Origin of the sequence: Paenibacillus sp. SYP-B3998 (genome assembly GCF_010820665.1) — a bacterium.
Lineage (GTDB): Bacteria > Bacillota > Bacilli > Paenibacillales > NBRC-103111 > Paenibacillus_E.
Map to the genome: position 1 here is coordinate 342089 of NZ_JAAIKC010000004.1, position 20144 is coordinate 362232.

Annotated in this window: 21 protein-coding genes; 13 read left to right on the forward strand and 8 right to left on the reverse strand. The window is 46.2% G+C overall.

Annotated elements, in window-relative coordinates; all coding sequences use genetic code 11:
* Positions 1-167: 167 nt before the first annotated feature.
* Complete coding sequence (locus tag GK047_RS14350) at positions 168-1031, reverse strand: LysR family transcriptional regulator (protein WP_163947634.1); 864 nt, start codon at positions 1029-1031, stop codon at positions 168-170.
* A gap of 147 nt (positions 1032-1178) precedes the next feature.
* On the opposite strand from GK047_RS14350, the gene GK047_RS14355 reads away from it, so the two are divergent.
* The 3 genes from GK047_RS14355 (at position 1179) to GK047_RS14365 (ending at position 3657) form a co-directional block, all read left to right on the forward strand.
* Complete coding sequence (locus tag GK047_RS14355) at positions 1179-2072, forward strand: DMT family transporter (protein ID WP_163947895.1); 894 nt, start codon at positions 1179-1181, stop codon at positions 2070-2072.
* Between the two features lie 102 nt (positions 2073-2174).
* Positions 2175-2813 carry a futalosine hydrolase gene (locus GK047_RS14360; protein WP_163947637.1) on the forward strand — a complete coding sequence of 213 codons (639 nt, stop codon included), beginning with the start codon at positions 2175-2177 and terminating at the stop codon, positions 2811-2813.
* A gap of 1 nt (position 2814) precedes the next feature.
* Positions 2815-3657 (forward strand): 1,4-dihydroxy-6-naphtoate synthase, encoded by an 843-nt coding sequence (locus GK047_RS14365; protein ID WP_163947640.1) that lies wholly within the window; start codon positions 2815-2817, stop codon positions 3655-3657.
* Between the two features lie 70 nt (positions 3658-3727).
* On the opposite strand, the gene GK047_RS14370 is transcribed toward GK047_RS14365, so the two are convergent.
* Positions 3728-4723: an RluA family pseudouridine synthase gene (locus GK047_RS14370; RefSeq protein ID WP_163947642.1), complete on the reverse strand. Its 996-nt coding sequence runs from the start codon at positions 4721-4723 to the stop codon at positions 3728-3730.
* Between the two features lie 167 nt (positions 4724-4890).
* On the opposite strand from GK047_RS14370, the gene GK047_RS14375 reads away from it, so the two are divergent.
* Entirely contained in the window at positions 4891-5115 is a 225-nt protein-coding gene (locus GK047_RS14375; protein ID WP_163947645.1) for a hypothetical protein, read from the forward strand.
* Positions 5116-5207: 92 nt separating this feature from the next.
* Positions 5208-6971, forward strand: coding sequence for a B12-binding domain-containing radical SAM protein (locus tag GK047_RS14380; RefSeq protein ID WP_163947648.1), 1764 nt, complete (start codon positions 5208-5210; stop codon positions 6969-6971).
* Positions 6972-7018: 47 nt separating this feature from the next.
* Here GK047_RS14380 and GK047_RS14385 read toward each other — a convergent pair whose 3' ends face one another.
* On the reverse strand, positions 7019-7372 hold the full coding sequence (locus tag GK047_RS14385) for a c-type cytochrome (RefSeq protein ID WP_163947651.1): 354 nt from the start codon (positions 7370-7372) through the stop codon (positions 7019-7021).
* A gap of 329 nt (positions 7373-7701) precedes the next feature.
* Between GK047_RS14385 and GK047_RS14390 the strand changes: the two genes are divergently transcribed.
* Positions 7702-9201 (forward strand): IMP dehydrogenase, encoded by a 1500-nt coding sequence (locus tag GK047_RS14390; RefSeq protein WP_163947654.1) that lies wholly within the window; start codon positions 7702-7704, stop codon positions 9199-9201.
* Positions 9202-9295: 94 nt separating this feature from the next.
* On the opposite strand, the gene GK047_RS14395 is transcribed toward GK047_RS14390, so the two are convergent.
* From GK047_RS14395 to mnmL, 3 genes are all read right to left on the reverse strand, one after another.
* Positions 9296-10261 (reverse strand): type I phosphomannose isomerase catalytic subunit, encoded by a 966-nt coding sequence (locus GK047_RS14395; RefSeq protein WP_163947657.1) that lies wholly within the window; start codon positions 10259-10261, stop codon positions 9296-9298.
* A gap of 71 nt (positions 10262-10332) precedes the next feature.
* Entirely contained in the window at positions 10333-10911 is a 579-nt protein-coding gene (mnmM, locus tag GK047_RS14400; RefSeq protein WP_163947660.1) for a tRNA 5-(aminomethyl)-2-thiouridylate-methyltransferase MnmM, read from the reverse strand.
* Positions 10912-10963: 52 nt separating this feature from the next.
* Entirely contained in the window at positions 10964-11935 is a 972-nt protein-coding gene (gene mnmL, locus GK047_RS14405; protein WP_163947664.1) for a tRNA modification radical SAM protein MnmL/YtqA, read from the reverse strand.
* Positions 11936-12083: 148 nt separating this feature from the next.
* Here mnmL and GK047_RS14410 point away from each other — a divergent pair, with 148 nt between their 5' ends.
* A complete protein-coding gene (locus GK047_RS14410) occupies positions 12084-12731 on the forward strand; it encodes a WGxxGxxG-CTERM domain-containing protein (protein WP_163947667.1) in 648 nt (215 codons plus the stop codon).
* Positions 12732-13026: 295 nt separating this feature from the next.
* Positions 13027-13770 (forward strand): tRNA (guanosine(46)-N7)-methyltransferase TrmB, encoded by a 744-nt coding sequence (trmB, locus tag GK047_RS14415; RefSeq protein WP_163947670.1) that lies wholly within the window; start codon positions 13027-13029, stop codon positions 13768-13770.
* Positions 13771-13788: 18 nt separating this feature from the next.
* Here trmB and GK047_RS14420 read toward each other — a convergent pair whose 3' ends face one another.
* Both GK047_RS14420 and GK047_RS14425 read right to left on the reverse strand, forming a co-directional pair.
* A complete protein-coding gene (locus GK047_RS14420) occupies positions 13789-14916 on the reverse strand; it encodes an MGDG synthase family glycosyltransferase (protein ID WP_163947673.1) in 1128 nt (375 codons plus the stop codon).
* Between the two features lie 6 nt (positions 14917-14922).
* Positions 14923-15450, reverse strand: coding sequence for a phosphatase PAP2 family protein (locus tag GK047_RS14425; protein ID WP_163947676.1), 528 nt, complete (start codon positions 15448-15450; stop codon positions 14923-14925).
* Positions 15451-15639: 189 nt separating this feature from the next.
* Between GK047_RS14425 and GK047_RS14430 the strand changes: the two genes are divergently transcribed.
* The 5 genes from GK047_RS14430 to rplT all read left to right on the forward strand — a co-directional run bounded on the left by GK047_RS14430 (position 15640) and on the right by rplT (position 19742).
* The gene (locus GK047_RS14430) at positions 15640-16818 is read left to right on the forward strand and encodes a glycosyltransferase family 4 protein (protein WP_163947680.1); all 1179 of its coding nucleotides are present in this window, start codon (positions 15640-15642) and stop codon (positions 16816-16818) included.
* Between the two features lie 334 nt (positions 16819-17152).
* Positions 17153-18385: a glycosyltransferase family 2 protein gene (locus GK047_RS14435; RefSeq protein ID WP_163947682.1), complete on the forward strand. Its 1233-nt coding sequence runs from the start codon at positions 17153-17155 to the stop codon at positions 18383-18385.
* 223 nt (positions 18386-18608) lie between these two features.
* On the forward strand, positions 18609-19109 hold the full coding sequence (infC, locus tag GK047_RS14440; protein WP_163947898.1) for a translation initiation factor IF-3: 501 nt from the start codon (positions 18609-18611) through the stop codon (positions 19107-19109).
* A gap of 31 nt (positions 19110-19140) precedes the next feature.
* On the forward strand, positions 19141-19338 hold the full coding sequence (gene rpmI, locus GK047_RS14445) for a 50S ribosomal protein L35 (protein ID WP_163947687.1): 198 nt from the start codon (positions 19141-19143) through the stop codon (positions 19336-19338).
* 44 nt (positions 19339-19382) lie between these two features.
* Positions 19383-19742, forward strand: coding sequence for a 50S ribosomal protein L20 (gene rplT, locus GK047_RS14450; RefSeq protein ID WP_163947691.1), 360 nt, complete (start codon positions 19383-19385; stop codon positions 19740-19742).
* Positions 19743-20144: the final 402 nt, after the last annotated feature.

A 20144-nucleotide genomic window follows, 5' to 3' on the forward strand; every position in this document is an offset into this window, starting at 1 on the left:
TGTATAATGTAAACGCTAAAAATAACTATAGCATATTTTGTAACGGGATGTAATGAGTGGAGACCCAGCAGAAGGCGAAAGCAATTTGAACTGAAAAGTTTTTGTTGCTTGATCAATCGAGCTTAAAGCGGTGATGATAAGAATGATCCACTGATTTTAATCAGCGATCACCACGATTCTGTATGAGGCAGCGTTTCGATAAAAGCGCGTAAAGCGCTGCTGACAAACGAGTCTTTTCGCATAATGAATTCGGTTTTCATATGACTGAATGAATCGGGGATTGCATGTGTGCGGACGAGGCCTTCGGCCTCTTGTTTATGAATGACGGTTTTGGGCAAAAGTGAAATGCCCAGTCCCGCTGACACGCCCCCAATAATCGCTTCAAGCATGCCGAATTCCATGATGATCGATTGCGTTAAGCCGCTGGAGCGCAGCCACTGCTCAAGAACATCACGATAGGAGCATCCTGAGTTCAGCACGAGGATCGGTCTTGTTACGGCCTCCTCCAGCGTCGTTACCGAAGCGGTAGAGACGATAACGAGCTCTTCATCAAAAGCGGGAATGGACCGCAGTTCGGGGTGATCGCATTGGCATCCAATGAAGGCGGCATCCAGTTCATAATGGAGTACTTTTTCCATTAAAAATTGCGTGCTGCCGGTTGTTAAAGACAAAAGCACATGGGGATGCTGCTCATAGTATGAGGCTAGCAGCTTGGGAAGCCGGACGGCAGCTGCTGTTTGTGTGGACCCGATCATAAGCGGACCGCTTGGCTCGCTAGAGGAGGAGAGGGCTTTGGTTGCCTCATCCAGAAGTCCCACGATTCTGTCTGTGTAAGCAAGCAATGTTTTACCACTTAAGGAGAGCGTCATGCCCCGGTTGTGGCGGAAAAAAAGTACGGTACCCAGTTCTGACTCCAGTTGTTGAATGCGAGCTGTCACATTGGATTGAACATAACCTAACCGCAAAGCAGCTTTGGTAATCGAGCCCTCGCGAGCAACCATTTGAAATACGCGTAAATCTGCGCTTTCCATAGAAATAAGCCTCCATCTGTTCGATATCAAATGAACTTTCGTTTTGGTATCACATTTTATGATAGCAAGTATCTTTAACAATCATTATACAGAAAACCTTGCCTTCTCTACAATGAAACTACCAGAATAGTTAAGCGGAGGGTTATGATGAATAAATTCAAGTATATCAGCCTTATACTTATGACAACATTTTTAATGGGGATTGCATTTCCAGTTGGTAAGCTTGGCATGTCTTATGCACCACCTTTTTTTCTGATGGGTATCCGCTTTGTACTGGCTGGAGGATTGCTGGCAATCATCGTTGCCAGAAGACCTCGACCTCACGGCGTAAAGCAGTGGCTGCAGGCAGCTGTGATCGGTTTATTTCAATCGGCGGGTGTAATGGGCTGCGCTTACTATAGCATGCGCTGGATTACATCAGGCGAATCTTCCATTATCACCTGTACGAACCCGCTGCTTGTGATTGTGCTCGGCACCTTACTCACCGGTGCTTCGTATCGTGGCCGTCAATGGCTGGGCGTGGGTGTTGGCTTTGTCGGTGTCCTCTTTACTTTCGGTCTCCATATGAGCATCGAGCCGGGCACCTTCATTAGCTTTGCAGGAGCGCTCTGCTTCGCATCAGCAACTTTGCTCATTAAGCGATGGGGTCCAGCTTTCGATATGACCGTACTTGCCGCTTATCAAATGATTGCTGGTGGTATTGGACTGTTTCTATTAAGTTCGTTTACGGAACATCCTTACTTTATCTTTAGTGGAACTTCGGTCATCATTGTGCTTTGGTTGGCGGTTATGGGCTCGATTGTTCAGTTCTCCGTTTGGTTTTACCTACTCCGCAATGGAGATCCGGCTAGAACAAGTGCGTTTTTGTTTCTAGTACCGCTATTCGGTGTTATTTCTAGTTGGCTGCTGCTGGGCGAAAAGGTGCAGTGGGAGGTAGGAGTCGGAGGAGCCTTCATTTGTGTAGGTATTTTTCTAGTTAACTGGGAGGGGAAAGCTAAGGCTAAAGCACGGATAAGAAAGGGACCGGCCTTGGAGGGCTAAGGGAGATGAATCGTTAGAGGAGGGCTCAAGTTTCCCATTTGAACGGAGGTCATGTAAAATAGTTGTTATACGAACCATGATCAAAAAGGGGAATTCATTCATATGCGTGTACTTATCATGACAGCTGTAGAGGTCGAGAGGGATGCTGTTTTGCGCGGGCTTGGAAGCGATAAACGATTCGAAGTGGCTTTAGCGGGCGTAGGTCTCGTAGCCGCAGCCGTTAGCGCAGCGACAATATTGGCAGCGGCTGAGTACGATTTGGTCGTCATCGCAGGTATCGCTGGAGGCTTCAAAGAGCGAGCAGAAGTGGGCTCGCTCGTCGTGGCTAGCGAGATTATCGCCGCCGATCTCGGCGTGCAAACGCTGGAGGGCTTTAGCAGTTTAGACGAGCTGGGCTTCGGCTCGACACGCGTTGATGTAGCCACTGATTTGGCAGCAAGTGTTACGGAAGCACTGCTCACCGCAGGGCTGCATGCACAGGCGGGGCCGGTGCTCACTGTTGCGACCGCGACAGGGACGGCAGCTACCGCAGATGAACTGTCTTCACGCGTGCCGGGAGCAGCTGCCGAAGCCATGGAAGGATTTGGCATTGCCAGTGCCGCAAAGAGGCATGGCATACCATTATTAGAAATTCGCGCGATTTCGAACGCGGTTGGTCCAAGGGACCGTGACGCATGGCGGATCGGAGATGCTTTGAAAGCTTTAGAAGCAGCAAGTACAGTCTTAGCGGAGGTGCTTTAATATGAAAATTGCGTATTCACCTTGTCCAAACGATACCTTTGTTTTCCATGCATGGGCACATGGGTTAATCCCCGGCGCGCCTAAGCTGGATGTCTTATATGCCGATATCGATATCACCAATCGCTTGGCCGCTGAAGGCACAGGACCTGAAGTGTTGAAAATCTCTTATGCAGCGCTGCCATGGGTGCTGAAGGATTATGCCCTGCTGCCTTGTGGCGGTGCGCTGGGGAGGGGCTGCGGACCACTGGTTTTGACGAAAAACAGCGGATCTAGTGCCTCCGATCCCACTCAATTGACTGGCCGTCGTGTTGCTGTACCGAGCGAACGGTCAACGGCGTATCTGTTGTTCCGGCTGTGGGCAGCACAACATGTGCCCGGCGGCGTCGGAGAAATAGTCGTTATGCCGTTTCACGAAATTATGCCTGCTGTGCGTGATGGTCGTATCGACGCTGGTCTCGTTATTCATGAGGCGCGCTTTACTTATCCTTCTTACAACTTATCGCTGCTTACCGATCTCGGAAACTGGTGGGAATCCGACACGGGATTGCCGATTCCGCTTGGCGCAATTATTGCCCATCGCTCGATGGACCTTGAGGCGCTTGCGGGCTGGGCCCGCGCCTCGGTTGAATACGCGTGGGCGCATCCAGAAGCTTCTCGCGATTATGTGATGCAGCATGCGCAGGAAATGAACCCCGAGGTTGCGCAGGCCCACATCGATCTTTATGTGAATGAGTTCACCGCGAACTTGGGCGAAAGCGGCTATGGAGCCGTCACGACCTTGCTTGAGCGGGCAGCTAAAGAAGGGCTGGTTCCGCAGATGGACTATGCAGCGCTGCTGAAATAAAAAGAAGAGCCATCCTGCAATTTCACTGGGCAGGATGGCTTTTTTCATACGTCATTGAAAACGTTCATTTTCATTTTACAGGTGGAGCATCGATCCGAAATACCCTTAAAAAGCTTTTCGGGATATCTGTTTCAAACCGCATCGGCTTGTCAGATGTCGGATGAACGAAAGCTAACACGCGGGCATGGAGACCGAGACGACCGCCGATAACTTTGGATTTTGAACCATATTTTCTGTCCCCAACAACGGGGTGTCCGATTTCCTGCATATGAACGCGAATCTGATTCTTCCTTCCAGTCTCTAGATTAACCTCAAGAAGCGAAAAGCTTCGATCGGATTGCATCGTTTTGTAGTGGGTAATAGCCTTTTGGCCGTCATTCGGATAGGGACTAGAGTAAACCTTCAGCGATTTCGGATTTTCTTTGAGCCAAGAGGTGATGGTGCCTGTTGGTTTTTTAACGGTTCCTTCTACAAGGGCTACGTAGGTGCGTTCCGTCACGGAATCCTGCCAGGTGTTCTGCAAATGCTGTTGAACCTTCTCGCTCTTGGCGAACATCATGACGCCTGACGTATCTCGATCCAAGCGGTGTACGACGAAAATCCGACTCTTCGGATCATGATTTCGCACATGCGCTGTTAGCTGTCTATAGGCAGTCACTTCATTTTCTTGCGTGTTCGTTGCAATAGAAAGTAGTCCGGCATCTTTTTTTACAACGATAATATCTTCATCTTCGTGAAGAATGGCAATACCGATCAAGGGAACTTCCTCAATGATTTTATCCTTGCTGATGGTTACAGATTGACCGGCTTCCAACTGAAAGTTGTAGGCGGTTACTACTTTGCCATTAACGGATACTTGCCCGCGGGCAAGGGTGGATTTGACGGAATTTCGTCCCAGGCCGGATAGCGTATTTATTAAAAAAGGCAGCAGCTCGGATGGTTCTTTTACCGTATAGATACGGTTATTTGACGCTGGATTACCTTTAAGTTGGTTCGTTATTGTGTTTGTTTTTACGTTTGGTTTCTGAGTTGGTTTATGGTTCGGTTTATTTTGTTTCTTTTGCATGGTAAAGACCTCCTGTTCGCTAATCAATATACCACGTAGAGAGAAGCAAGTGAAAGGAGACTTTCCTAACCGGATGCAGGAAATGACGCTGCCGTATGGTTTATATGCCAAAAGGGAAGACTGACACATAAAAACTCTGTATCTCAAGGGAAAGGTGGAAACCCTGAATGCTACTGTATCAACTTACGCAATGGTTTGAAGAGCGAACCTCTCTGCAGAAGGCTTTACAAGTGGGGGGAGCTGATGGATCAGGCGACTTGCAGTTGAGAATTCAAGAGGTCGAAGACCAGCTTTATTCTCAAGCGGAGCGTTGGAAGAAATCGATCGAAGAATCGTCTTATTTGAAGTTCCCTTATGAAGCCCCACATCTTGATGATGATATGGTTCTTTAGCGGTTTTGGCAGGGCTTCCCTTTGTATTTCCTAGTTTTTCCGTGTAGAATAGGTAGAACTATAACCCGAAAAGAGAACGAGGTTTTTTTGAGATGAAGGTGCTTGTTTCCACACTTAACGCGAAATTCATCCACACATCCTTAGCTTTACGCTATTTGAAAGCGTTCTGCGAGAAGGATTTTGATGTGGAAATATCGGAATATACCATTAAAGACCCCGTCATGAACGTTGTTTCAGATATTTATCAAAAAGCCCCAGATGTACTGGGCTTTTCCTGTTATATTTGGAACATTGAAGAAACGATTACGATTATTAAAATGATTAAAAAGATTAGACCTGATATCCTCATTATGCTTGGAGGACCTGAGGTTTCTTACGACACTGAGTACTGGATGAAGCGTATTCCTGAGGTGGATTTCATTGTCATGGGCGAAGGGGAAGAGACCTTCCACCAATTGTTGACGGAAATTTCTACGACGAAAAAATACCATTTTGTGTACGGGTTAGCTTACCGCAAAGGCGAGGAAATCGTACTTATGCCTGGCAGACCGAAGCTGAAGCTGGACGATATTCCATCTCCGCATCGCTTTGCTGAAGATTTACCTAGTCTAGCGAATCGTGTCGTTTACTTTGAAACGAGTCGGGGCTGTCCGTTTTCCTGCCAGTTTTGCCTTTCCAGTATTGAGGTGGGCGTGCGATATTTCGATATGGAGCGAACGAAGGCGGATCTCCTGTATTTAATCGACTCGGGCGCGAAGCTGATTAAGTTCGTGGATCGAACGTTTAATATTAAGCGGGATTATGCGATGGAAATTTTCGAGTTTCTTATCGCTAATCATCGAGGCACCGTGTTCCAGTTCGAGATTACCGCGGACATTATGCGTCCAGAAGTATTGGATTATTTGGCTGAAAATGCGCCGCCAGGCACATTCCGGTTCGAGATTGGCGTACAGTCTACGAATGATACAACCAATGATCTTGTACAACGCAGGCAAAACTTCTTCAAGCTGAGCCGTACCGTAGCTAAGGTAAAAGATAGCTTGAAAATTGACCAGCATCTCGACTTGATTGCTGGCTTACCCGAAGAGGATTATCATTCATTCCGGAAGACGTTTAATGATGTCTTTGCTTTGGGTCCTGAAGAACTGCAGCTTGGATTCCTTAAAATGCTGCGTGGCACTGGCATGCGTAACGATGCGCATAAATACGGCTACGTTTATATGGACAATGCGCCTTACGAAATTCTGGGCAATGACATTTTGCCGTTTACGGATATTATTCGGATCAAACGGGTCGAAGATGTGCTTGAGAAATTCTGGAACGCGCATCGCATGGATCATACGGTCAAATATTTGATCGCTCGCGAGTTCGCATCCGCTTTTGATTTCTTTCAAGAATTCGGCGATTACTGGGAAGAGCGTGGCTGGCAAAGGATCGGGCATCAGCTCGAGGATCTGTTCACTCGTTTGCGCGATTTCCTGCATTTCAGAGGAACACCTAACTGGCAAGTCATTGAAGGACTTATGAAACTGGACTATTTCTTGGGTCATAAATATAAACCCCGCAAAATTTGGTGGGACTTCACTTTGGGGAAATCCGAGCAGTCCGCTTACCTTCGGTTGCTTGCTGACCAGCCGGAGCTCGTGGACGGCGACTTTCATCGTCTCCGTATCACTGAAAAAGACCTCCATAAGCATGTCATGCTGGAGGTGCTCCCGTTCGCTTTGCAGACGTATCTGCAAAGCGGGGAGATCGACGAAAGCAGCAAAGAGCTGCTTGTCGTGCACTTTCCACCGGATGCCAAGGAATCGGCAAGCTACTACACCATGCCGCTGCACCAAGTGGTGGCCCTATAACCCCAAAAAGCTTCGCTTTCCGACAGGGAAAGTGAAGCTTTTTTAACTCATTTCTTTTCGGAGAGCCAAGCAGCCAAGGAATTGATTTCATCGTCAGAAAGCCTGCCTTTGAAGCTAGGCATGGCGCCTTTACCATTGTTCAAAATTGCAGTAATTTGATCCTTCGAAAGCTTACCGCCGACTTTCTGCAGGTTAGGTCCCACGGAGCCCTCTAGGTTAACACCATGACAGCTCACGCAATTTGCTTTAAAGAGGGCTTGAGCATCAACTTTGGAGGCTGCTCCGCTGCTAGTTGCCGCTGGCGTTGCAGAAGCGGCCGGAGGCGGTGTCGACTTGCTTTTCCCGCAGCCAGACAGGGAGACAGCAAGCAAGAGAGAAAGGCATAAAAGCGATTTTTTCATTGAAAGACTCTCCTTTTACATCATTAAGGTCACTGTTAGTACTACATTTCCCGGCACGCTACCTTTTCATGCAACTGGATGAATAATAAGGGTAGCCATCGATCATCATATTCGTAACAATCAATTTATACATAGAGCTGCTGTAGCAACTTGTTCGCTTTTGTAAGTAAGTAATGGAATCAAATGAAGGATTTCAGATAAGGGCAGCCATATTCGGTGTCCTTATTCGCATAGGCTTGTAAAAAAAATCCATTGACCGGCCAGGGCTTCAGTGATAAGATTGAAAAAATTTACCCACAGACGCAAATTAATGAGGAGGAAGTTTAAAAGTGGCCACGTATTATATGGAACCATCCCGTACGTTCAGTGAGTTTCTCTTGATCCCTAATCTAACGACGAAGGATTGTACACCAACGAATGTAAATTTGAAAACACCGTTAGTAAAGTTTAACAAAGGTGAGGAACCACCTATTTCTTTGAACATTCCATTCTCCTCTGCTGTGATGCAGGCTGTATCGGATGACGGTATGGCCATTGCTTTGGCACGTGCCGGGGGGATTTCTTTTATTTTCGGTTCTCAATCGATTGAGCAAGAAGCTCAAATGGTAAAGAAGGTCAAAGGTTATAAGGCCGGATTTGTTGTTAGCCGTTCGAATTTAACGCCAGATCATACACTCAGCGACGTGCTGGAGTTGAAGGAGCAAACAGGTCACTCTTCCGTAGCAATTACGCATGATGGAACGGCGAATGGGAAATTGCTTGGCATTGTAACAGGTCGCGATTATCGGATCAGCCGAGATTCGCTGGATCGACCGATCAAGCTTTTTATGACGCCTTTTGAGAAGTTAGTGTATGGCGCATCGGGTATTACGTTATCGGAAGCAAACAATTTGATATGGGAACATAAATTAAATTGCTTGCCAATCGTCGATGAGAATCAGAATTTGGAGTATCTCGTTTTTCGTAAAGATTATGACGAGCATAAGGAGAATCCACTGGAGCTTTTGGACTCGAATAAAAGCTATATCGTCGGAGCTGGAATCAATACCAAGGACTACATGGAGAGAGTGCCTGCACTCGTCGAAGCGGGCGTAGATATCCTTGTCATCGATTCTTCGGATGGATACAGCGAGTGGCAGCGGGAAACGGTTCAATACGTGAAGGCGAATTTCGATGTGAAGATTGGAGCCGGTAACGTCGTTGACCGCGAAGGTTTTCTCTACTTGGTAGAGTCGGGTGCCGACTTCGTGAAGGTAGGCATCGGTGGAGGCTCCATCTGCATTACTCGTGAACAAAAAGGGATTGGTCGTGGACAAGCTTCTTCATTGATGGAAGTCGTGGAAGCGCGCGATCAATATTTTAAAGAAACAGGGACTTATATTCCAATTTGCTCCGATGGTGGTATTGTACATGACTACCATGTTACGCTTGCTTTGGCTATGGGCGCTGATTTTGTTATGCTTGGCAGATATTTTGCTCGCTTTGACGAAAGCCCGACAAGAAAGCTGCGTGTGGGCAATAACTTCGTGAAAGAGTATTGGGGCGAAGGCTCGAATCGCGCACGCAATTGGCAGCGTTATGACACTGGCGGTAAAGGCAAGCTCTTGTTCGAAGAAGGCGTTGATTCTTACGTACCCTATGCGGGAAGCTTGCAGGAGAACTTGGACAAGACGATTGGTAAAATGAAATCTACAATGTGCAACTGTGGTTCCCTTAGCATTGAAGAGCTGAAACGAAATGCAAGAATTACGCTCGTTTCCGGAACAAGCCTTGTTGAAGGCGGAGCGCATGACGTGATTCTGAAGGAAAGTAGTTTATCCGAAGAGTAAGCATAAACTTAGCAAACAGTAAGAGGCTTCCCTCTCGCATCTTTGAAAGATGTGGAAGGAAGCCTTTTTCTACGTACAAATGATGTAACAGCGGTTAAGGAAGGTAGCTGCGAATAACCGTCATGCTTCCCTCAAGCGAATAGCTGCCAAGATTGGCAGGAAGCAAGAAGCAATCGCCAGGCTTCGTAGAGATGCTGCCATCTGCCCAGGCCAGTGTGCCATTGCCGTCAGCGATGACAAGAATAACAAAGCTCTCTGGGGATGTTTGTAGTTCCCATTTTGGTCCTACAAGTCCTTTCTCCACCGTGAAAAAGGGAGATTGAGCAAGAGTAAGCCATGTGCTAGCTTCGCTCATATCTGTTTTCATAAAGGTAGAGCCGGAACCTTCATAGGCAATTACATTTAAGGAATCTTCAATATGAAGTGCGCGAGGCTTACCGTCGAGGCCTGGACGATTATAATCGTATAAACGATATGTCGTATCGGAGTTTTGCTGAATTTCGGCAACAAGAACGCCTGCGCCTAACGCGTGAACCGTTCCAGCCGGAATATAGAAGGAATCCCCTGCTTCAACAGGAACCTCTTGCAAACAGTCCAAGATGCGATTCTCGGCAATTGCTTGTGCAAGGCTTTCTCGCGTGACGCCGTCCTTCATCCCATATATAATTTTAGCGCCGGGCTTTGCGTCCAAGATGTACCACATTTCGGTTTTGCCTAGCTCGCCAGCCGCAAGATTCTTATAATGATCGTTCGGGTGTACTTGAACGGAAAGGTCATCTTCACAATCCAATAATTTAATTAGAAGCGGGAAACGGCCATTTTTTTCAGAAAATCCTTTGGAACCAAACAGTGTGCTGCCATATTGCTCACGAATTTCGTCAAGTCCAAGGCCTGCAAGTTCTCCATTGATAACCTTCGTTGTCCCATTCGGATGGTCGCCGATCATCCAGCCTTCGCCAATGGCTCCTTCTGGTAGCTGGAAACCAAACTTCTCTAGGGTTCTCCCTCCCCAGACACGTTCTTTCATTTCAGGTTGAAATTGAAGCGGGTATGATTTCAATGCTCTCCCTACTTTCTATAAGTTCTCCTATCCTAAAAAGCTTATACAAGCTCCTTTGCATTATATCATGTCTATCTTTTTTCTACAGCTAACAAGTAGGGAGCGTTCAGGTTGGTATTAGCAAATTGATAGCGCAGCACCTGAAAAGACGCTAGCGGAAGATCCCGCGCCCACTGCTCAACAGCGCTGGCTTCTTGCGCTCCGCCATCGTGCCCGCTGTACAGCACGATGGTTGTTACACCGCCCTTACGCAGTAAACGAAGGGCGGATTCAAGAGCAGGGATCGTTGATTCCTGCGTAGTAATGGTATGTGGATCGGCGCCGGGCAAATAGCCGAGGTTGAAGCTTACCGCGGCGACTTTGCCATGCTGCGTCAGTGGTACCACCTTTTCCATAAGCTCGTGACTGCACAGGCTCATGTGAACGCAAGAAGATGCGTCTGAAAGCTCTTTCTCCAGACGCATCCTTGTTTGATCCAGCGCTTGCTGCTGAATATCGAAGCCGTATACACTGCCGCGGCGCCCGACCAGCTTCGCCAAGAATAAAGCATCCACCCCGTTGCCTAGTGTCGCATCGACAACGGTATCGCCAGATTGTGCTCGCTGACTAATCAATTGATGAGCGAAGCTCAAAACAGAAACAAACCCCATACTACGAATGGCCTCCATACGATTTATCATTTTTCTTCAAGGCCTGGACAATTTAAGCGAAGAAGCCCTCTTGTTTACCCTTCCAATGTTTGCCTTGCCAAGAACTTCTGCGTTTTAATTCCGCGTCAAAAGCGTTCAGTACTTCCCATTTCTTAAGACTCCACATGGGGCCAATCAGCAAGTCACGAGGGGCATCCCCTGTAAGACGGTGGACAATCATTTCGGGGGGCAATGTCTCCAACGTGTCGATGACTAGGTCTACATACTCATCCTTTTCAAGGAATTGAAGCAGCCCTGCTTCGTATTGTTTAACCATAGGCGTTTTGCGCATTAGATGAAGCAAATGAATTTTGATACCCTGAACGTCCATTTGAGCGACAGCGCGTCCAGTGTCCAGCATCATTTCATGCGTTTCCCCGGGTAAACCATATATGATGTGTGCGCAGGTGCGAATATTGTGCTTCCTGAGCTTAGCAACAGCATCCAAATAGCACTGCGTGTCATGGGCGCGGTTAATCAACTCTGAAGTGGATTCGTGTACGGTTTGCAGACCCATCTCGACCCAAAGGTAAGTACGCTGATTTAACTCTGCCAAGTATTCGATAACATCGTCAGGCAAGCAATCAGGTCTGGTCGCGATGGATAAACCGACAACGCCGGGTTGCTGGAGGATGACCTCATAATATTCGCGCAATTGCTCTACAGGCGCATAAGTATTGGTATAAGCCTGAAAGTAACCGATATATTTGGCTTCCGGCCATTTTTGATGCTGTGAGTCTCGAATGTTATTAAACTGTGTGACAAGATCATCGCGGCGGCTTCCCGCGAAATCCCCAGACCCCCGCGCACTGCAAAAGGTGCATCCGCCTGTTGCGATATTTCCGTCCCTATTCGGACATGTAAAGCCTGCATCGAGCATGACTTTAAACACTTTTCCGCCAAAGACATCACGCATTTCATAATTCCATGTATGGAAACGTTTGTCCCCCCATAACAGAGGAGATTCCTGAGTTAGAGTATTCATCTAAGGTCGTGCTCCTTTCCTAAACTATTGTAGCGAAAATCATTCATGAAAGCGACCCCCTGCCTTTCCAGTAAGTCCCCCGTTAAAAGCGGCATCTAAGGAGCATGATAACTTTGTATCACATTACAAGTGCGAGAGGGGATTCTCCATGAAAAAGCTTCGTACGGTAACATTAGCAGTCGCTTTAACTACGGCTTTGAGTTTTGGCGCGGTCGGCGCACATGCAAATACTGCCAGCACGTCAAGCGGAAGCTCGGGGATGAATAGCTACACAGGGACGACTAGTACGTCTTCGTCCAACATGGGATTAGGAGGAACAACGGGAGGTTTGACAGGAACCTACGGAACGGGGACTACGACACCATCGACGTATACAGGGAGCAATTACGACGCCACTGTGGGGACAGGGTATGGTACGGGAACAACGGGGACAGGTTATGGTACAGGCACTGCGGGAACAGGGTATAGTGCCGGTACCGATACGACGGGTAAAACGAGCCCAGGCACGTATAAAGGGAACGCGTACAATGGAACAGGCACAAGCACTTATTCGACTCCTTACAACACAGGTGTTAAGGATCAAATCAAAGGTTACAGTAATAACATGCTAGACCGAATGAGTACGACAGGGGCAGGGGTTAAAAACCACGATGGTAATTATGATACTTCCTCCTATCGTGCCTACGCGAACACTGCTGCTACCACCAGAGGTACGAATTGGGGTTGGTTAGGTCTTGTTGGTTTGCTGGGTCTTGCTGGCTTACGAGGAAATAATAGAACAAGAACTAGAGACTAAGCTATAAGAAGCCCTAAGCTGTAGGTAACATGAAGAGCGTCTTCCATTTCAAGGGGGACGCTTCTTTCTTTGTTTAACTTGATCTGCTGTTATCTAGCATTCATAAAGTAATGGCTAGATCGTCAAACTAAGCGTATGTAAATTTTTTTGATTTTTTGCCGAGAATCGTCTATGATTTGTATTCGATAGCTTGTGAAGGCTTATCCTTACGATGTGAGTTTTTCAAGGCGAAAACTCAGCGTATGCTTACGAAGCCAGTTTTGCTACGCAAAACACTCTAGGGAGGCAAATATAGATGCGGTTACGGGGAAGAAAAGGGATTCGCGAAGACATTGAACGGCAGACAGAACTTGTCGTTTTGAATGCGAAGGATTACAAAGGCAAATGGTCCGAGCTTTTCGGAAATAATAATCCTATCCATGCTGAGCTAGGCATGGGCAAAGGTCGTTTTATTAGTGAGATGAGCCGAAAGTATCCGAATATTAATTTTATTGGTGTTGATATGTACGATGAACTCATTCGCAAAGCTAGTGAAAAGGCCAAAATCGCTCACAAAATCAGCGATACTGGTAGTGAGAATGATAGCCAAGATGAAATACTAAATATTCCGAATTTGAAGCTAATGCTCTTTAATATCGAGCAGATTGAAGAAGCTTTTGCCGATGGAGAGTTAGAACGCATTTATTTGAATTTTAGCGATCCTTGGCCGAAGAAGAAGCATGCGCGCAGAAGATTAACGCATTCAGGCTTTGTAGAGAAATATCAACAGATCCTGAACAGTAACGGCGAAATTCATCTGAAAACGGATTCGCAGTCACTGTTTGAATTCTCCTTAAATTCATTTGCCGATATGGGATTGCGAATGCGCAATATTTCACTGAATTTACATGTAGACGGTATTCATCCGGATCATGTAATGACAGAATACGAAACCAAATTCGCAGGGCAAGGAATGAATATTCATCGTTGTGAGGTTGTAATCGGCGAGCAAGTGCTGGCAGCACATCTGGATAATCTGAAAAAAGAGCGGTCTAATTAGACCTGCTCTTTTTTTATTTTAACCTAATAGCTGTAGGATCACATTTGAACAATCCGTTGTTGGCAATGTCCGCATTTTTCGCGTAATGGAAGCACGCCGCGCTTCTACATCCGAATATCTGTCAGCGAGCATGGATAGCCAATTCTCGATTGTAACCGAGGAGCGAATCCGCTCTCCTAAACCCTGCACCGTGAAGTAATGTAGATTTTCTTCCTCTTGACCGGGAATCGGATCGTAGAACAACATAGGAATCGATTTGGCTAGCCCTTCCGAACAGGTCATTCCCCCAGGCTTGGTAACGAGTAAATCGGAAACCTCCATGAGTTTGCCGATTTCTTTGGTAAATCCAAGCAGTCTTATATTGGGATGCTGATAGCGAGGGTCTGTGGAGAGCTTTTTCATAGCTTTCTCATTGTTGCCCAAGCAGAACAAGAACTGAATCTTTTCTCTCCATGCCAACAAATGCTCGCTAAGTGAATCGCCTCCGATTAAACCCCATCCTCCACCCATGACAAGTACAGTAGGCATAGGCAGTAATTGAAATTCTTTTCGAATCATTGGTTTATCATGCGCTTCGCGAAAGCTGGGATGTACAGGTATTCCCGTTATTTCGACTTGAGCAGGCGCTATGCCTCGTCCAAGCAGCTTGTTTTTGACATCTTCTGTAGAGACCAAATACTTATTGACTTCATCGCTTACCCAAGTGCCATGAACGTCGTAATCCGTTATAACCGTGCAAAGAGGGATGGAAAGACCAGCTCTTTTCAGTCGGGAGACGACGACATTGGGGAATGGATGTGTACAAACGATGGCCTGCGGGGCCCATTGCTGAATAATCGCTGCTGTTTGTGCATAGAAAATGCGATGAAGAGCCATCTGTGTCAAACGATTTAATGATTTCTTATATTGGGATTTGTACAGTTTTCCATAGAGTTTGGGTTGTGAGATGACCGTCTTCTTGTAAGCGTGGAAAATCCAAGGCGCCAGCGTTGGATGCAGGAATGCGCCAAGCTCCAACACGCGTGTCTCAATATCTGAGCAGCGCTGCTCCAAAGAAACCGATAAGGCGAGAGCGGCCTGTGTATGGCCAGCCCCGAAACCTTCGGATAAAATAAGAATTCGTTTTTTTTCGTACGTAACATCCATTTCGGTTTACCCCCAGAAAGCTACTGTCCCCAGAGCAGCAGTCGTTCCGATGAAGCAGCCTGCCAGGCAGTCGGAAGGATAGTGCAGCCCTAAGTAAATACGCGATATTCCAACGATTAGAGCAATGGGAATGAGAATAAGTCCAAGAATCGGCATAGCTGCAACGAAAGGAATGAGGATGGAAAAAATGGCCGTTGTATGTCCTGATGGGAAGGAATGATCTGTCAGTGGATTTTTCCCAATGATTGTCTGTGGGAGCACCAGATATGGGCGCAGTCGCGGATATTTCTTTTTAATAATGGCAACTGGGATATGACTGATTGTGAGGGCGATTAACGCCTGAATGCCAGCCGTGCGCATTGTTCCTTGACCGAATAAAGCAAAGCACAGAGAGATAACAATCGTTGCTGTAGCTCCGCCTAAATGTGTGATTTTAGAAAATAAATGATCGAGGAAAGAGTGCTGGATACGTTGATTCACAAAGCAGAACATTCGCGTTTCATGATGCTGAAGCCAGTGGACGACTTTGCTCATGATGGCAGCCTCCTTCGTAAGCTTTTTGATACTTTCATAATTAATATTGTAGAGTGCATTTATTAAAAGAACATTAACGCTATAACAAATTTTTCGAAATTCCAATTTTACTTTCCTTTGATCTAACGTTAACAATTCCATGCTAGCATGGGGGGGGATAAGGGAATTGAAGGTAAAGGGGCTGACGGAATGAGAATTGCCTTGTTTACAGATACGTTCCTTCCGGATGTGAACGGCGTGTCGAAAACGCTCGGAAGATGGACGCGGTTTCTGGAATCCAAAGGTGTAGAGTGTAAAGTTTTTGCTCCTACTAGTATGACAGAGGGAGACCCTGATCCGTTCCGTGTAGAACGTTTTTACAGTATTCCCTTTTTATTGTACCCCGAATGTCGGCTTGCTATCCCCAACCCCCTGTATATCCGTAAATCTCTCCATGCGTTCCAACCTACCATTATCCACTGCGCAACACCGTTTAACCTGGGACTTTTTGGTTTGTACTATGCGCGTAAGCACGGAATCCCCTTGGTCGCCTCCTATCATACTCATTTCGATCAGTACTTAAGCCATTATAAAATCCCATGGGTTGAACCCACGTTATGGAAGTATATGCAGTGGTTTCACCAAAGCTGTCGCAAGGTGTATGTGCCTTCAGAGTCCACTTTGCATCATTTGGAAGCCAAAGGGCTGCGGAATTTGGAAATTTGGAGTCGTGGCGTAGATGCCGGCCGATTTCATCCTGAGGTTGAACGGCATGAGGTGCTTTCTTCGCGAGGGGTAGAGGCTTCCAAATTCGTCTTACTCTATGTAGGGAGACTAGCGCCGGAGAAAAGCGTTGAAATTGCCCTTGAGACTTTTGCGGCACTACCAGTAACTATACGGAGTAACTGTCACTTGATCATTGCTGGTGACGGACCATCAGCCGCGTCACTGCGCGAAGGTTACGGAGACCAAGAAGGGGTTACCTTCACAGGCTTTGTAGAGGGAAAAGCACTGGCTGACCTATATGCGGCTGCGGATCTTTTCATTTTCCCTTCGGCAACGGAAACTTTTGGCAATGTTGTACTGGAGTCCATGGCAGCTGGAACTGCTGTCATAGGAGTCGCCTCAGGCGGGGTAATGGATACTATTGAGGATGAAGTGACAGGTTTACTCTGCCCCCCTGGCGATGTGTCAGCTTTTGTTGTCGCGGTGAGAAGGTTGTATGAATCGCTCGAAACGCGTCTTACTTTGGCAAAAGCAGGTAGAGCTTATGCGCTGCAGCAATCATGGGATCAAATTTTTAATAAGCTGTACGAAAGCTACCAAGAGGCGAGTAACCCTTTATTGCCAAATGACTTACATGGCGCTTCATCGCGAATGGTTAGGTAATCTAACGGTTTAACAGAAGTTGTTTTTCGCCTTAGAACTGCATTATAATAATTTCCGACCGCATTTGTTCGTCTAAACGGTGAAGTTTTGGTACACAATATAATGAAAAACGATGAAAACAGGACTTTAACGATCTGATATCGAGCACATACTGCTCTACTCTTGCGCTTTCCCCTTAAACCTGAAAGAACTGGCTTATTCTCGCTTTTGTAGACTTTGACAAATCGGGGGAAAGAGAGGAAAATCAAGAACGGTTATTCACCTGTACATAACTGCGCATACGGCGTACAAATAGAGAGCTAATGTGCTTAAACAAAAAGGGGGACTTTGTTTCATGCTGGACAAAACTATGCTTATTTTACAACTATGCTTAGCTTTTATCGGAGCTTATCAATTGCTATTGACATTCTTTGGATGGTATCGCCCTAAAAACAAGCCGCAATTCCCACCGCAAAAAACATTTGCTGTGTTGGTCGCCGCTCACAATGAGGAGCAAGTCGTTGGAGCGCTTATCGAAAACCTCAAGTCGTTAGAGTACCCCAAAGAGCTTTATGATATTTTTGTTATTTGCGATAACTGTACGGATCGTACAGCAGACATCACGCGCAATCACGGTGTGTACGCCATGGAACGCCATAATCCCAATCTAAGAGGTAAAGGCTACGCCATTGAATGGATGCTCAAAGAGCTATGGAAACGTGAGCGTCAATACGATGGGATCGTCATGTTCGATGCCGATAACCTCGTTAGTCCCGATTTTTTAATCCATATGAACAACGATTTGTGTTCGGGTTCCCGCGTGATTCAAGCTTATCTCGATACGAAGAATCCAAATGATTCTTGGGTTACAGGCTCCTTTGCCATTTCGTACTTCTACGCAAACCGTTTTGTGCAAACGCCTCGTACGAATTTAGGGCTTGCGAATTTTCTTGGCGGCACAGGGATGTGTTTTGAATCCGGTTTGCTTAAGCAGATTGGGTGGGGAGCAACGAGTTTGGTAGAGGATTTAGAATTCTCTATGCGATGCATTCAGCTTGGTATCAAACCGACTTATAACTATGACACGAAGGTTTATGACGAGAAGCCTTTGACTTTCACGGCTTCGGCTAAACAACGTTTGCGTTGGATGCAAGGGCATTTTGAAGTAGCCAAACGTTTCTTTTTCCCGTTATTGTGGCAAGGGATTAAAGAAGGCAGTTGGGTCAAAATTGACGCTGCGATTTACTCCGCTAACGTTTACAACTTCTTTTTTGGCTCAATTCTCACTATTCTGCTTTGGATCAGAGCGATAATGCCAGGTTGGGCGAATTCGTCCTTACTGTTCGATATAAATCCTATATTTTTGAACACAATAAGTATTGCGATCTACGTGCTTCTACCGTTGTCCATGCTGATTGAAAAAGCGAATGGGAAAACGTATAAATACTTGATTCTATATCCTCTATTTATGCTGTCCTGGTGGCCGATCACGTTCTATGCGTTCTTCACGCAAAACAATAAGCAATGGAGCCACACAGAGCATACACGCGTCATTCGTATGGACGAAATGAAAAAACAAGCAAGCTAGTTGACATTCGAAAAATGAAGTGATATAGTATATCAAGTAAAAGCAGAGGCGCCCGCTTCTCACCTGACCGACAACTGTTGGCTGGTCCGAAATGATCATCAAGTATGTGTGATAGGTTTGTATAAACCTGTTGTTGATGAAGATGTGGGCCCTTGGGCCCGCATCTTTTTTATATGGATAGTTACATATTTTGTGGAGGTGGAACACGATTAGCAAAGACCATATGATCAATGACGAGATTCGCGTGAAAGAAGTACGCCTGATTGGGGCGGATGGAGAACAACTCGGTATTACACCGATTCGCGAAGCTCTTCAAATTGCAGTCGATGCCAACTTGGATTTGGTGAATGTTGCTCCGACGGCTAAGCCGCCTGTGTGCCGCATTATGGATTACGGTAAATTTCGTTATGAAACACAGAAGAAAGAAAAAGAAGCTCGTAAAAATCAGAAGATCGTTGACATCAAAGAAATCCGCTTAAGCGCGACAATTGATGAGCATGACTTCCAAACGAAGCTTCGCAATGCAGTGAAGTTCCTCGGTGAAGGGGATAAAGTAAAAGCAAGCGTTCGTTTCCGTGGTCGTGAAATCGCCCATGCAGAAATCGGTCGCAGAGTGCTTGAACGACTGGCTACCGAAACTGCTGAAATTTCCTCGCAGGAGCGCGCTCCTAAGCTTGAGGGAAGAAGCATGATCATGATCTTAACGCCGAAAGCTACGACCTAGGCGAGTTTACTAAATTAGGAGGAACACCAACATGCCAAAAATGAAAACACACAGCAGCTTGAAAGATCGTTTCAAAGTTACCGGCACAGGTAAAGTGAAAAGATATAAATCAGGCAAGAACCATTTGTTGTCTGGTAAATCCGCACGTCAAAAACGCGTTCTGGGAACAAACCCAGTTATGGCAAAAGGCGATTTCAAACGCCTGAAACAACAACTAGCTAACATCTAATTTCGCTTTGATTATTATTTATACATTCTAGGAGGTAGTTGACAATGGCAAGAGTCAAGGGCGGATTCGTTCGCGCTCATCGTCGCAAGAAAATCTTAAAACTAGCAAAAGGTTATTTCGGTTCTAAACATAGATTATTTAAAACTGCCAAAGAACAAGTAATGAAATCTTTGGTCTATGCTTACCGTGACCGTCGTCAAACAAAACGTAATTTCCGCAGACTGTGGATTACACGTATCAATGCAGGCGCTCGTCAAAACGGCCTGAGCTACAGCAAATTGATGCATGGCCTGAAATTGGCTGGTATCGACATCAACCGTAAAATCTTGGCTGACCTTGCAGTGAACGATTCCAAAGCGTTCAACGATCTGGCAACAGCAGCAAAAACAAAAGTAAACGCGTAAATCGTTCGCGTTCCAAGAAGCTTGCCCCATCGTGGGGCAAGCTTCAGATTGTTGGGGAACCCCATTTCTGGTTGGAAAATGTAGTCATCATTGGAAATGAGCCACCCAACATTAGTAAAAAATAAGATTGCCTACTATCCTGCCTTTCTGGCTAGGTGGTTGGCAATCTTTTTTATGTCCTGGGCAATCGCTGTCATCAATGCTTGTTCATGGACTTTCTCTCGCCCCCTAAACGGTTACCGGAATAATTTCTCAGACAGTTTCTTTGTCAGACTATTGACTATTGTTCAGGGGATGCATATAATTATCTACAAATCATATTCTATATGGTGAATCAACACTATCTAATCGGCTATGAAGAGGAAGAAGTAGTAAGGGCACTTATGCGCAGAGAGCGTTGGA